The sequence below is a fragment of the Methylobacterium sp. NEAU K genome (assembly GCF_030700285.1).
Lineage (GTDB): Bacteria > Pseudomonadota > Alphaproteobacteria > Rhizobiales > Beijerinckiaceae > Methylobacterium.
In genome coordinates this window covers 170,294-182,892 of the sequence record NZ_JAUYZJ010000001.1, presented here as the reverse complement: position 1 = coordinate 182,892, position 12,599 = coordinate 170,294, and the positions used below count along the sequence as shown (strand labels likewise).

Here is a 12,599-nt window from a genome sequence, read left to right as displayed (position 1 = left end):
AGACGAACGATGGCCTGGACCCGCGAGCAGATGGCGGCGCGCGCCGCCAAGGAGCTGGAAGACGGCTTCTACGTGAACCTCGGCATCGGCATCCCGACGCTGGTATCGAACTACATCCCCGACGGCATGTCGGTGCAGCTGCAATCCGAGAACGGCATGCTCGGCATGGGCCCCTTCCCGTATGAGGGCGAGGAGGACCCGGACCTGATCAATGCCGGCAAGCAGACGATCACCGCGCTGCCGACGACGAGCTACTTCACGTCGGCCGATTCCTTCGGGATGATCCGCGGCGGGCACATCAACCTGTCGATCCTCGGCGCCATGCAGGTGGCCGGCAACGGCGACCTCGCCAACTGGATGATCCCCGGCAAGATGGTGAAGGGCATGGGCGGGGCGATGGACCTCGTCGCCGGTGTCAAGCGCGTCGTCGTGGTGATGGAGCACGTCGCCAAGAACAAGGACGGCACCGAGAGCCCGAAGCTCCTGAAGGCCTGCGACCTGCCGCTCACCGGCACCCGCGTGGTCGACCTCGTGATCACCGATCTCGGCGTGTTCGAGATCGACAAGAAGGGTGACGGCGGCATGAAGCTGATTGAGCTTGCCGACGGGGTCACCGCGGAGGAAATCCGCAAGAAGACCGAGGCGGATTACACGGTGGCTCTGGCCTAGCCGCAGATCCCCTCTCCCCGCCTGCGGGGAGAGGGGCGGATCCGGCTTACATCGGCGGGGTCAGGCCGTCCTTGCCCACCGCCACGAGCTTGCCCTCGGCCTTGGCGCCGTCCTTGGCGACCACCGCGAAGACCTTGGCGCCGGGGGTCAGGATCGCCTTGTCGGCGGGCTCGAAGGCGACGATCGGCGCCGAGGACGGCACCACGATCTCCTTGGATCCGTCCTTGCCGTAGCTGACCGTCAGCGTGCGCTCACCGCCGGAGGCGGCCTTGTCGGCCTTTACGGTGCCGTTGGTCATCGCGCTCTTCACCTTGGCGGCATTGGCCGTCTCGGCCTTCACGGTGCCGTTGGTCATGGCGCTCTTCACCTTGGCGCTCGCACCGCCGGTCTGGTCGGTGATCGTATCCCAGCCATAATGGCCCTCGCCGGTGCCGCGCATCGACTCGGGGAACAGCACGACTTCCAGCGCGGTCATCGGGTTCTCGCCCTTGGTGGCGGTTCCGATGAAGACGCCGTCCTTGATGGCGTCGAGGCTCGAGGGAACCACCCAGGCGAACTTGGCGCCGCCGACATCGACCGTCTCGGACTTGCCGTCGTCCGTCTTGATCGTGAGCGTGCTGCCCTCGGCCTTGTCGATGGTGCCGCGGACGCGCTCGATCTGCGCGGCGAAGGCCGCGCTCGACAGCAGGGCTGTCAGTCCGGCGGCGACGAGGGTCTTGCTGATCTGCTTCATCGGGGTCCCATCCTGGCTTCGGGAGCCGGGTTATGGGGCCGGACACGCGCAAAACAAGGTTGTGCGCAAGACAACCAGGCGGGTGTGGCTCACGAAAAAGGCGGCGCCGGTCGGGCGCCGCCTCGTAGGCCGTATGAGGGCGGCCGCTTGGCCGCCCCGCCATAGGTCAGGCCGCGAGCGAGCGCAGCACGTAGGGCAGGATGCCACCGTTGCGGAAGTATTCCAGCTCGTCGAGCGTATCGATCCGGCAGGTGAGCGGGACCTCCTTCTTCGATCCGTCCGCCGAGGTGATCTCCGCGACCAGAGTCTGGCGTGGCTTCAACTCGCCCGACAGGCCCTTGATGGTGACGGTCTCGTCGCCCTTGAGGCCGAGCGAGGCCCAGGAGGTCTCACCCTGGAACACCAGCGGCACCACCCCCATGCCCACGAGGTTCGAGCGGTGGATGCGCTCGAAGCTCTCGGCCACCACGGCGCGGATGCCTAGCAGCTTCGTGCCCTTGGCCGCCCAGTCGCGGGAGGAGCCGGTGCCGTATTCCTTGCCGGCGAAGACGACGAGCGGCGTTCCTTCCGCGGCGTATCGCTGCGCCGCGTCGTAGATGAACATCTTCTCGCCCGAGGGCTGGAACAGCGTCCAGCCGCCCTCGACCACGGTGCCCGACGGATCCCGGACCATCTGGTTCTTGATGCGGATATTGGCGAAGGTGCCCCGCATCATCACCTCGTGGTTGCCGCGCCGCGTGCCGTACTGGTTGAAGTCCTGCACGCGCACCTGATGCGACTGCAGGTACGCGCCAGCCGGCGAGGCCGCCCGGATGTTGCCTGCGGGCGAGATGTGGTCGGTGGTGATCGAGTCCAGGAAGAGCCCGAGGATGCGGGCGTTCTCGATATCCTCAACGGGCTTCGGGGTCTTCTCCATGCCGACGAAGTAAGGGGGGTTCTGCACGTAGGTGGAGCCGGGGTTCCACGCGAAGGTCTCGGCCTCGGTGACCTCGACGTCCTTCCAGTTCTGGTCGCCGCCGAACACGTCGGCGTAGCGGCTCTTGAACAGGGCCGAGGTGATGTTCTCCTCGATGAACTTCTGAACCTCGGCCGACGAGGGCCAGATGTCCTTGAGGTAGACCGGCTTCCCGTCCGAGCCCTGGCCCAGCGGTTCCGTGGTGATGTCGATCTGCATCGAGCCGGCCAGCGCGTAGGCGACCACCAGCGGCGGCGAGGCGAGGTAGTTCGCCCGCACGTCGGGGTTCACCCGGCCCTCGAAGTTGCGGTTGCCCGAGAGCACGGCCGCCGCGACCACGTCGTTGTCGTTGATCGCCTTGGAGATTGCCTCCGGCAGCGGGCCTGAATTGCCGATGCAGGTGGTGCAGCCGAAGCCGACGAGGTTGAATCCCAGCGCGTCGAGGGGTTCCTGAAGGCCGGCCTTCTCCAAATACTCGGCGACGACCTGCGAGCCGGGCGCCAGGGAGGTCTTCACCCACGGCTTCGAGCGAAGGCCCCTGGCGACGGCGTTCCGGGCGAGCAGGCCCGCGCCGATCATCACCGAGGGGTTCGACGTGTTGGTGCAGCTCGTGATCGCCGCGATCACCACGTCGCCGTGGCCGATGTCGAAGTTCGTGCCCTCGACCGGATAGCGGCTGGCGAGGTCGGCGGCCTTCTTGAACTCGGTCTCCATCGAGGTCGCGAAGCCGGGCTTGGCGGCGTCGAGCAGGACGCGGTCCTGCGGGCGCTTCGGGCCGGCGAGCGAGGGCCGGACCTCGCCCATGTCGAGCTCCAGCGTGTCGGTGAACATCGGATCGGGCGTGGCGGCGTCGCGCCACATGCCCTGCGCCTTCGCGTATGCCTCCACCAGGGCGATCCGGTCGTCGGACCGGCCCGTGACCTTCAGGAAGTCGATGGTCTTCCGGTCAACCGGGAAGAAGCCGCAGGTGGCTCCGTATTCGGGGGCCATGTTGGAGATCGTGGCCCGGTCGGCGACCGCCATGTCGTCGAGGCCGGGGCCGTAGAATTCCACGAACTTGCCGACCACGCCCTTCTTGCGCAGCATCTGCGTGACGGTGAGCACGAGGTCGGTGGCGGTGGTGCCCTCGGGCAGCTTGCCCGACAGCCTGAAGCCAACGACCTCGGGTATCAGCATCGAGAGCGGCTGGCCGAGCATCGCCGCCTCGGCTTCGATGCCGCCGACGCCCCAGCCGAGCACCGCCATGCCGTTGACCATGGTGGTGTGCGAATCGGTGCCGACGAGGGAATCGGGATACGCCACGTCGGAGCCGTTCTCGGACTTCGTCCAGACGGTCTGAGACAGATACTCGAGGTTCACCTGGTGGCAGATGCCGGTGCCCGGGGGAACTACGGAGAAGTTGTCGAACGCCGATTGACCCCACTTGAGGAAGGTGTAGCGCTCGCCGTTGCGCTCGTATTCCAGCGCCACGTTGTCGGCCAGCGCCTTCGGGGTGCCGAACTCGTCGACGATCACCGAGTGGTCGATGACGAGATCAACCGGCACCAGCGGGTTGATCTTCTGCGGGTCGCCGCCCAGCGCCACCATGGCGTCACGCATGGCTGCGAGATCGACCACGGCGGGAACGCCCGTAAAATCCTGCATCAGCACGCGGGCGGGTCGGAACGCGATCTCGACCTCGGCCTTGCCCCTCTGGTCAAGCCAGCCGACCGTCGCCTCGATGTCGGCCTTCTTGACCGAGCGGTCGTCCTCGTGGCGGAGCAGGTTCTCCAGCAGGACCTTCATCGAGAAGGGCAGTGCGGTCGCCGAGGCGAGGCCGTTCTTTTCGGCCTCGGGGATCGAATAGTACGTGTAGGTCTTGCCGCCGGCTTCGAGCGTCTGGCGGGCCTTGAAGCTGTCGAGTGAGGGCACGGCTGGTTCTATCCTCGCTGCGGGTTGTCGAACACGCGCAGGCAAATCCTGCGCTAGGATGTCTGTGTTCGGCCTGTGTAGCGCCCGACGGGCGCGCGCCGCCCCGGGAGTGCCCGGGCAGGACGATGCGCGGGGGCGATTTGGACGCCCTGGAGCCGCGCGGCGCAGCCGGGGGAGGATATAGAACTTTTCGAATCTGGCCGCTACCGGGTCGCGATGACAGCGGCGTTTCCCTGTCGGGCCCGCAGCGATGCGGGCTCAGGAAGTCCCGGCGCGAGTCGCGCTCGGGCGCCCGTCGGCGCCGTCTCAGCCCTGGCCCGGGGTGCCCGCGCCGGACAGGGTCTTGAAGCGATTCGGCTGTGCGGCGAGCTTGCGCAGGGACGCCACGTTGGCCGCGGCCTCGTCCGGGCTCATGTCCCGGCGCAGCACAGTCTCGGCGTCGGCGAAGCGGCCCTTGAGGCCGAGTACGAGGGCGAGGTTTGCCCGCACGCGGGCATCGGCGCCGGGCTGGTCGACGGCGAGGCGCAGGGTCTGCTCGGCCTGGTCGAGGTTGCGCGACAGCGCGTAGGACAGGCCGAGGTTCGAGAGAAGCGAGGGCTCGTTCGGCCGGATCTTAAGGGCGGCCTCGTAGAAGCTCTGGGCGCGGGCCTGGTCACCCAGCTGGGCGGAGGCCGAGCCCTGGGCCGACAGGATGCGCCAATCGGGCGAGGCCGGGGAATGGGCGTTCGCGAGCACATCGATCGCCTCGCGGTAGCGGCCGGCCTCGACCAGCGACTTGCCGTAGGCGCCCAGTATGACCGTGTCGCGCGGGTTGCGCAGGGCCGCCTGCTGCAGGACCGCGGACGCTTGGCTCGCCTGGTCGTTCGCCCGCAGGGCGCGCGCGTAGGCGATCGCTGCCCGTCCATCGCCGGGGCTGGCATTGAAGCGCTCGGCGAGGCCGTCGAGATTCTGGCGCGACGCCGTCTGGCGGCCGCCGAGATCGCCGATCGAGCCGGTGGTTTCCGGCGAGCGGGTGTTGCAGCCGGCAAGGCCCAGCGCGACGAGCAGGGCCGCGGCGAGGCCGAAACGGCATCCGGCGGTAGCCTGGGTCCTGGTGACCCGGATCGGGGCCGTCATCATGCTACGCTCCGCCAAGGCCGGGCCGCTCTGGCTCGCGCTTTCCGCTCCCGGCCGGCCGGTGATAGAGCGTTAACCCTAATCACCGGTTAAGCCGCTGCCGGCCCGACCGCTGCACGAGAGGCACATGCCCCAGGCCGACGCCACCGCGACGACGCCCGCCCTGCTGCCCGGTGACACCCAGGCCGTGCCGGTCACCCTGGTCACGACCGGGAGCTGGGCCGGGATCGAAGCTGCCCTGGAGCCCGGCCAGCGCAGCTTCGCACGCGCGCTCGGCTTCAAGCCGAAAGCGGGGAGCCTCACGCTGCTACCGGCTTCCGACGGGAGCCTCGGCCGGGCGCTGTTCAGCCTCGGCGATCCCGAGACTCCCGCCTACGATCGCCTGATCGTCGGGAAGCTGCCAGGGCTGCTACCGGAGGGGATTTTCCGCCTGGAGAACACGCCCGAGCCCGCCGAGGCGGCGCTGGCCTGGCTGATGGGAAGCTACCGCTTCGGCCGCTACCGATCCTCCGGAGGCACGAAGGCCCGGCTGGCGGCCCCGGCCGGCATCGACGCCGCCGAGGTGGAGCGGATCGCCGCCGCGGTGGCGATGGGCCGCGACCTGATCAACACGCCAGCCAACGACCTCGGACCCGCCGAAATCGAGGCCGCCGCCCGCACGCTGGCCGAGCGCCACGGCGCCGCGATCAACGTGACGCAGGGCGATGAGTTGGCACAGGAATTTCCCTTGATCCACGCGGTCGGGGTCGCCTCGCCTCGGGCGCCCCTTCTGATCGACCTGACCTGGGGTCCGGCGGACGCGCCGCGGGTGACCCTGGTGGGCAAGGGCGTCGCCTTCGACACCGGCGGGCTCGACATCAAGCCGTCCTCCGCAATGCTGCTGATGAAGAAGGACATGGGCGGCGCCGCGGCGGCTCTGGCGGCCGCCGATATGATCATGGGCGCTTCTTTGCGCGTGCGCCTGCGGGTCCTGATACCTGCTGTGGAGAACGCGGTCTCGGGCAACGCTTTTCGCCCCGGCGATGTGCTGCGGAGCCGGTCCGGGCTCAGCGTGGAGATCGGCAACACCGACGCCGAGGGCCGGCTGATCCTGGCCGACGCGCTCACGCTCGCCGACGCGGAGGGCGCGGATCTGATCCTCGATTTCTCGACGCTGACGGGCGCCGCGCGGGTGGCGCTCGGACCGGACCTGCCGGCCTTCTTCACCGAGGACGACGCCCTGGCCGGGTCCGTCGCGGAGGCGGCGCGGACGGCCATCGACCCGGTCTGGCGGATGCCCCTGCATGCCCCCTACGCGAGCCTGCTCGATTCCAAGGTGGCCGACCTCAACAACGTCTCGGGCGGCCCGTTCGCCGGGGCAATCACCGCGGCCCTGTTCCTGCGCCGCTTCGCCCCGAAGACCAAGGCGCACGGTCATTTCGACCTCTACGGCTGGAACCCGTCCACCAAGCCCGGCCGGCCGGAGGGCGGCGAGGTCCAGACCGCGCGGCTGACCTACGCGCTGCTCAAGGCCCGATACGGGCGCTGAGTCCGCCGGCTCAGGCGAGCCCGCCCAACCGCAGCAGCATCCCCGCCCCCGCACTGAGCGCGAGGGTCGGAAGCACTCCAAGGCCGAGCCGGAAGACCGCCAGGATCGCCAGCAGCGTCAGCGCCAGGGCGGCGATGTCGAGGCTGGCGGGCACCGGCAGGTCGAGGTGCAGCGGCCCGAGCGGTACCGTTTCGACCTGCGCGAACAGCGTCCGCAGGCCGAACCAGACTGCGAGGTTCAGGATCACCCCGGCCACGGCGGCGGTGATCGCCGACAGCGCGCCCGCCAGCCGGCGGCTGCCGCGCAGGCGCCCGATCAGCGGCGCGCCTGCGAAGATCCAGAGGAAGCAGGGCGCGAAGGTGACCCAGGTGGCGAGCAGCCCGGCGAGCGTTCCCGCGAGCAGGGGCGGCAGGGTCCCGGGCGCCCGGTAGCCGGCCAGGAAGCCCACGAACTGGAGCACCATGATCAGCGGCCCGGGGGTCGTCTCGGCGAGGCCGAGGCCGTCGAGCATTTCCCCCGGCCGCAGCCAGCCGTAATGCTCGACCGCCTGCTGCGCCACGTAGGCGAGCGCCGCGTAGGCGCCCCCGAATGTTACGACCGCCATCTTCGAGAAGAACAACGCCACCTGCCCGAAGACCGGAGGCGGCCCAGGCAGCGCCAGCACCGCGGCCACCGGCAGGAGCCAGATCGCCAGCCAGAGGGCGGCCGCGCGCAGCGAATCCGCGGCGCCGGCGCGCTCCCGAGCCAGCGTCGCCTCGCCGATGAGGAAGCCGGCCTCGTCGCCCGCTTCCGACTCCGCGGAGGTCGCGGCGGGTGCCGATCCCTGCCGGCGGGCGAAGCCCAGCACACCCGCGGTGACGACGACCAGGGGGAACGGCACCGCGAGCGCGAAGATCGCCACGAAGGCGACCGCCGCGATGATCCGGTCCGTCCGGTTGCGCAGGGCCCGGCCTCCGAGACGCCAGAGCGCCTGCAGCACGATGGCGAGCACCGCCGCCTTGAGGCCGAAGAACAGGCCGGCGACCACATCGATGGTGCCGTACAGAACGTAGAGCCAGCTCAGGGCCATGAGAGCGAGAAGCCCCGGCAGCACGAACAGCCCGCCCGCAACGAGGCCCCCCGCGGGACCGTGCATCAGCCAGCCGATATAGGTCGCAAGCTGCTGCGCCTCCGGCCCGGGCAGCAGCGTGCAGAAGCCGAGCCCGTGCAGGAAGCGCCGCTCCGAGATCCAGCGCTGCTCGTCCACCAGGATGCGGTGCATCACGGCGATCTGGCCGGCCGGACCTCCGAACGACAGGGCCGCCACGCGCAACCAGACCGGTACGGCCTGGGCGAGGGTCGGGCAGGGGCCCGAGCCGTCCGCGCTCAAGCCCCCAGCGGCAGCGCCGTCTCGATCAGACGCGCCCACAGCGAGGCCCCATATGGCGCAGCGGCGTCATTGAAGTCGTAATGCGGGTGGTGGAGCGAGGCACTGTCGCCGTTGCCGATGAACATGTAGGCGCCGGGGCGGCGGTCGAGCATGTAGGAGAAATCCTCCGCGGTCATCATCGGCGGCACAGTCCGATCGACATTCTCCGCGCCGACCAGCGCCTCGGCCACGTCGGCCATGAAATCCGTCTCGGCGGGGTGATTCTCGGTGACAGGGTAGCTGGAGCCAAACTCGACCACACCGCTAGCGCCGAAGCCGCCGGCGATCTCCCCGACGAGGGTCGCGATGCGCGTCTTGATCAGCGTGCGCATATCCTGAGAGAGCGTGCGCATGGTGCCGCGCATGGTCACGCGCTGCGGCAGCACGTTGAACGCCTCGCCGGCCTCGAGGGTGCAGACCGAGACCACGGCCGATTTCAGTGGATCGAGGTTGCGCGACACGATGCTCTGCAGGGCGATGATCACGTGGCTGGCCACCAGCACGCTGTCGACCGCGTTCTGCGGCAGCGCGGCGTGGCCGCCCCGGCCCTCGATGGTGAGGGTGAAGCGATCGGTGGAGGCCATGATCGGGCCCGGCCGGATCGCGAAGGTCCCGACCGCCATGCCGGGGATGTTGTGCATCCCGTAGACCGATTCGATCCCGAACCGCTCCATCAGGCCGTCCTCGACCATCGCTTCGCCGCCGCCCCCGCCCTCCTCCGCGGGCTGGAAGATCAGTACTGCGGCGCCGTCGAAGTCCCGGGTCTCGGCGAGGTATCGGGCGGCCCCGAGCAGCATGGTCGTGTGCCCGTCGTGGCCGCAGGCGTGCATCTTGCCCGCAACGGTGGAGCGGTAGGGCAGGTCGCGCACCTCTTGGATCGGCAGTGCGTCCATGTCGGCGCGCAGGCCGATGGCACGGTTGGACGACGTGCCGTTGCCGCGGATCACGCCCACGACGCCCGTGCGGCCGATGCCGGTCACCACCGCGTCGCAACCGAACTCCCTGAGTCGGTCGGCGACGAAGGCCGCCGTCCGTTCCACATCGTAGAGCAGCTCCGGATGAGCGTGTAGGTCGTGCCGCCACGCAGTCATCGTGTCGGCGAAGTCGCGGATCCGTTCGAGGACGGGCATGGGTCCGGGCTTTCGTGGCCTTCAGGTCTCGGCAGGGACAGCAAAGCCGGGGCCAGACGCGCCGTCAACGGCCGCGCTTGTCGCGCTGATGCGCCGCGTGGGTCGCCAGCGCCGCCGATGCCGGGGATCGCCGCGGCGGCGCGGGCGCTCTGTCCTTCGCGGCGAGATCGTCCAGGATCGGGCATTCGGGCCGGTCGTCGCCGCAGCAGCTCTCGGCGAGGCGCTCCAGGGTCCGGGCCATGTCCTCCATCTCGGCGATGCGACGCCGGAGATCCACGATCTGCTCCTGGGCGATCGCCTTCACGCCGGCGCTCGGCCGGGCGCGGTCGCGCCAGAGCGCCAGCAGGCCCGCGATGGCCTCGACGCTGAAGCCGAGGTCGCGGGCGCGGCGGACGAAGCGCAGGGTGTGCAGGTCAGCCTCATCATAGTGGCGGTAGCCGGCTTCGGAGCGGGCGGCCGGCGGCAGCAGGCCGGTGGCCTCGTACCAGCGGATCATCTTGGCCGAGACGCCGGTGCGCCGCGCCGCCTCGCCGATCGTGACCGTCTCCGCGCTCATGCGGCCCTCGGCGCCAGGAAGGTCCCGTCGACGGGTGCGGCCCGGCCGCCCGCCCGGCGCAACCGCAAGGCGTTGCCCAGAACGAAGACGCTCGAGACCGCCATGGCACCGGCGGCCAGCACCGGCGACAGGGCCGGCCCGCCGAACGGCACCAGCACCCCGGCGGCCACCGGGATCAACGCCGCATTGTAGGCGAAGGCCCAGAACAGGTTCTGGCGGATATTGGCCATCACGGCCCGGGAGAGAACCAGCGCCTCGACCAGCGCGTCCGGCGCCCCCGACATCAGGACCACGTCGGCGCTGTCCACAGCGATATCGGTGCCGGTGCCGATGGCCAGCCCGACATCGGCCTCGGCCAGCGCGGGCGCGTCATTGATGCCGTCGCCCACGAAGGCCACGGGTCCGTGCGCCGCCCGGAATCGTTGGACCGCCTCGACCTTCCCGCCGGGCAGGATCCCGGCAGCGACCTCGTCGATGCCGAGGCCCTTCGCGACGCCCGCCGCCGTGCGGGGATCGTCGCCCGTCACCATCGCCACGACGAGGCCGCTCGCCTTCAGGGCCGCCACAGCCTCGCGGGCGCCGGCCTTAACCGGATCGGCCACCGCCAACACGGCCGCGTGGCGACCGTCCAGGGCGAGATGGACGGGGCTCTTGCGCGTGCCGGCCAGCTCCTCGGCGCGGGCGGCGAGAACCGGGTCTCGCGGGATGCCGAGCCTGTCCAGGTAGCGTGGCGCACCGAGCGCAACGCTGCGACCCGCGACGCGCCCGGAGACGCCGAAGCCCTCGACCGCCTCGAAGCTCTCCGGATCCGACCATGCGAGGCCCCGTGCGCGCGCGGCCTCCACGACGGCGCCGGCCAGCGGGTGCTCGGAGCGGCTCTCCAGGCCGGCGGCGAGCGCGAGCGCCTCGTCCTCCGCAACGCCCGTGCCCGCGACGAAATCCGTGACGCGCGGGCGGCCCTCGGTGAGCGTCCCGGTCTTGTCGAGAGCGACAACCCGCACGTCGCGCAGGCGCTGCAGCGCCGCGCCGTCGCGGAACAGGATGCCGCGCGTGGCCGCGCGGCCGGTGCCGACCATGATGGCGGTGGGCGTGGCGAGACCCATGGCGCAGGGGCAAGCGATGATCAGCACCGCCACCGCGTTGACGAGCGCCGGCCCCAGAGCGGGAGCCGGAGCCAGGATCAGCCAGGCCAGGAAGGTCGCCAGGGCGATCCCGATCACCGCCGGCACGAAGCGTCCGGTGACGCGGTCGACCAGCGCCTGGATCGGCAGCTTGCCGCCCTGGGCCCGCTCCACCATGGCGGCGATCTGCGCGAGGACCGTGGCGCTCCCGACCGCATCGACCCGCAGGTCGAGGCTGCCGCGGCCGTTGAGGGTTCCGCCGACCATCCGGTCGCCCGGCCCCTTGCGCACCGGTACCGCCTCGCCGGTGACCATGCTCTCGTCGACGTGGCTCAAGCCGGAGACGACGAGTCCGTCCGAGGCCACCCGCTCCCCCGGTCGTACCCGGACCAGGTCGCCGACGCGGAGCGCGCCGAGCGGCACCTCGGCCTCGACGCCGTCGCGGACCACCCGGGCGGTCCTGGGCGCGAGATCCATGAGCCGGGCGATGGCCTGTCCTGTCCGGCCCTTGGCCCGGGCCTCGAGGGTGCGCCCGAGGAGGATCAACGTGACGATGAGCACGCTCGCTTCGAAATAGAGATGCGCCGCGCCGGCAGGCAGAAGGCCGGGCGCCGAGACAGAGACCAGGGAGTAGAGGTAGGCGGCCCCGGCCCCGAGGGCGACGAGGGCGTTCATGTCCGGATGTCCACGCAGCAGGCCCGGCACGCCCCGCAGGAAGAAGCGCCGGCCGGGCCAAGCGAGGACGAGGGTCGCCAGGATAGCCTGGACCAGACCCGTCAGCGCACCGCCATGCAGGCCGGGCAGGACGTGGCCGCCCATGTCGAGGAACACCACGGGGGCGGAGAGCAGCGCGGCCGCGGTCAGGTCGCGGCGCAGGGCGCGGCCCTCGGCCTCCTGACGCGCGCGAGGATCGACCACCCCCGCATCGTCGAGCGGCCGGACCTCGTAGCCCGCCGACTCAACAGCTGCGACGAGGGCGGGGATCGCGACGAGCCCCTCGGGATGGCGGATCGCAGCGCGCCCGGTGGCGAAGTTCACGCTGGCACCGCTCACGCCCGGGACAGCGGCGAGCGCCGTCTCGACGCGGCCGACGCAGGAGGCGCAGGACATCCCCTCGATGGCGAGCAGGCTCTGCGTCTCCGGGACCGGGTAGCCGGCTTCCGCCAGCGCCACCGCGACGTCCTCCGGGCTCGCGCCAGCATCGAGGACGAGGCTCGCGCGGTTGGTGGCGAGGTTCACCGCGACGTCGCGGGCGCCGGGCAGCGCCTTGAGGGCGCGCTCGACCCGGCCGACGCAGCTCGCGCAGGACATCCCGTCGACGGGAAAACTGAGGGGGGCGGCTTCCGGCATGGGGGCGGTTCCGATCGAAGCATCCATGCCTATCCAGATGGGGCTTCCCATCATGGTAAGGTCAAGGGCTCTGGATTTGCGCGAATGCGACGTCTCGTTGCGTTACAACGCGCAGCGGCGTC

9 protein-coding genes are annotated in these 12,599 nt (G+C 70.5%); 2 read left to right on the top strand and 7 right to left on the bottom strand.

All coding sequences use genetic code 11. The features are described 5' to 3' along the window. The first annotated feature begins 9 nt into the window (after positions 1-9). On the top strand, positions 10-669 hold the full coding sequence (locus tag Q8W67_RS00825; RefSeq protein WP_305539259.1) for a 3-oxoacid CoA-transferase subunit B: 660 nt from the start codon (positions 10-12) through the stop codon (positions 667-669). A gap of 46 nt (positions 670-715) precedes the next feature. Here Q8W67_RS00825 and Q8W67_RS00820 read toward each other — a convergent pair whose 3' ends face one another. The 3 genes from Q8W67_RS00820 to Q8W67_RS00810 form a co-directional block, all read right to left on the bottom strand. Beyond that, positions 716-1,402, bottom strand: a complete 687-nt coding sequence (locus Q8W67_RS00820; RefSeq protein WP_305539257.1) for a metal ABC transporter permease — start codon at positions 1,400-1,402, stop codon at positions 716-718. Positions 1,403-1,568: 166 nt separating this feature from the next. Next, positions 1,569-4,268, bottom strand: a complete 2,700-nt coding sequence (gene acnA / locus Q8W67_RS00815; RefSeq protein ID WP_305539255.1) for an aconitate hydratase AcnA — start codon at positions 4,266-4,268, stop codon at positions 1,569-1,571. A 306-nt stretch (positions 4,269-4,574) separates the two neighbouring features. Beyond that, positions 4,575-5,387, bottom strand: coding sequence for a CDC27 family protein (locus tag Q8W67_RS00810; RefSeq protein ID WP_305539253.1), 813 nt, complete (start codon positions 5,385-5,387; stop codon positions 4,575-4,577). A gap of 124 nt (positions 5,388-5,511) precedes the next feature. Here Q8W67_RS00810 and Q8W67_RS00805 point away from each other — a divergent pair, with 124 nt between their 5' ends. After that, on the top strand, positions 5,512-6,912 hold the full coding sequence (locus Q8W67_RS00805) for a M17 family metallopeptidase (RefSeq protein WP_305539252.1): 1,401 nt from the start codon (positions 5,512-5,514) through the stop codon (positions 6,910-6,912). 10 nt (positions 6,913-6,922) lie between these two features. Here Q8W67_RS00805 and chrA read toward each other — a convergent pair whose 3' ends face one another. From chrA to Q8W67_RS00785, 4 genes are all read right to left on the bottom strand, one after another. After that, entirely contained in the window at positions 6,923-8,320 is a 1,398-nt protein-coding gene (chrA, locus tag Q8W67_RS00800) for a chromate efflux transporter (protein WP_370693788.1), read from the bottom strand. Further along, positions 8,278-9,450, bottom strand: a complete 1,173-nt coding sequence (locus tag Q8W67_RS00795) for a M20 aminoacylase family protein (RefSeq protein WP_305539248.1) — start codon at positions 9,448-9,450, stop codon at positions 8,278-8,280. The genes chrA and Q8W67_RS00795 overlap by 43 nt, the downstream gene beginning before the upstream one ends. Before the next feature lie 64 nt (positions 9,451-9,514). Continuing rightward, complete coding sequence (gene cueR / locus Q8W67_RS00790) at positions 9,515-10,006, bottom strand: Cu(I)-responsive transcriptional regulator (RefSeq protein ID WP_305539246.1); 492 nt, start codon at positions 10,004-10,006, stop codon at positions 9,515-9,517. After that, the gene (locus Q8W67_RS00785; RefSeq protein ID WP_305539244.1) at positions 10,003-12,504 is read right to left on the bottom strand and encodes a heavy metal translocating P-type ATPase; all 2,502 of its coding nucleotides are present in this window, start codon (positions 12,502-12,504) and stop codon (positions 10,003-10,005) included. The genes cueR and Q8W67_RS00785 overlap by 4 nt, the downstream gene beginning before the upstream one ends. Positions 12,505-12,599 lie beyond the last annotated feature (95 nt).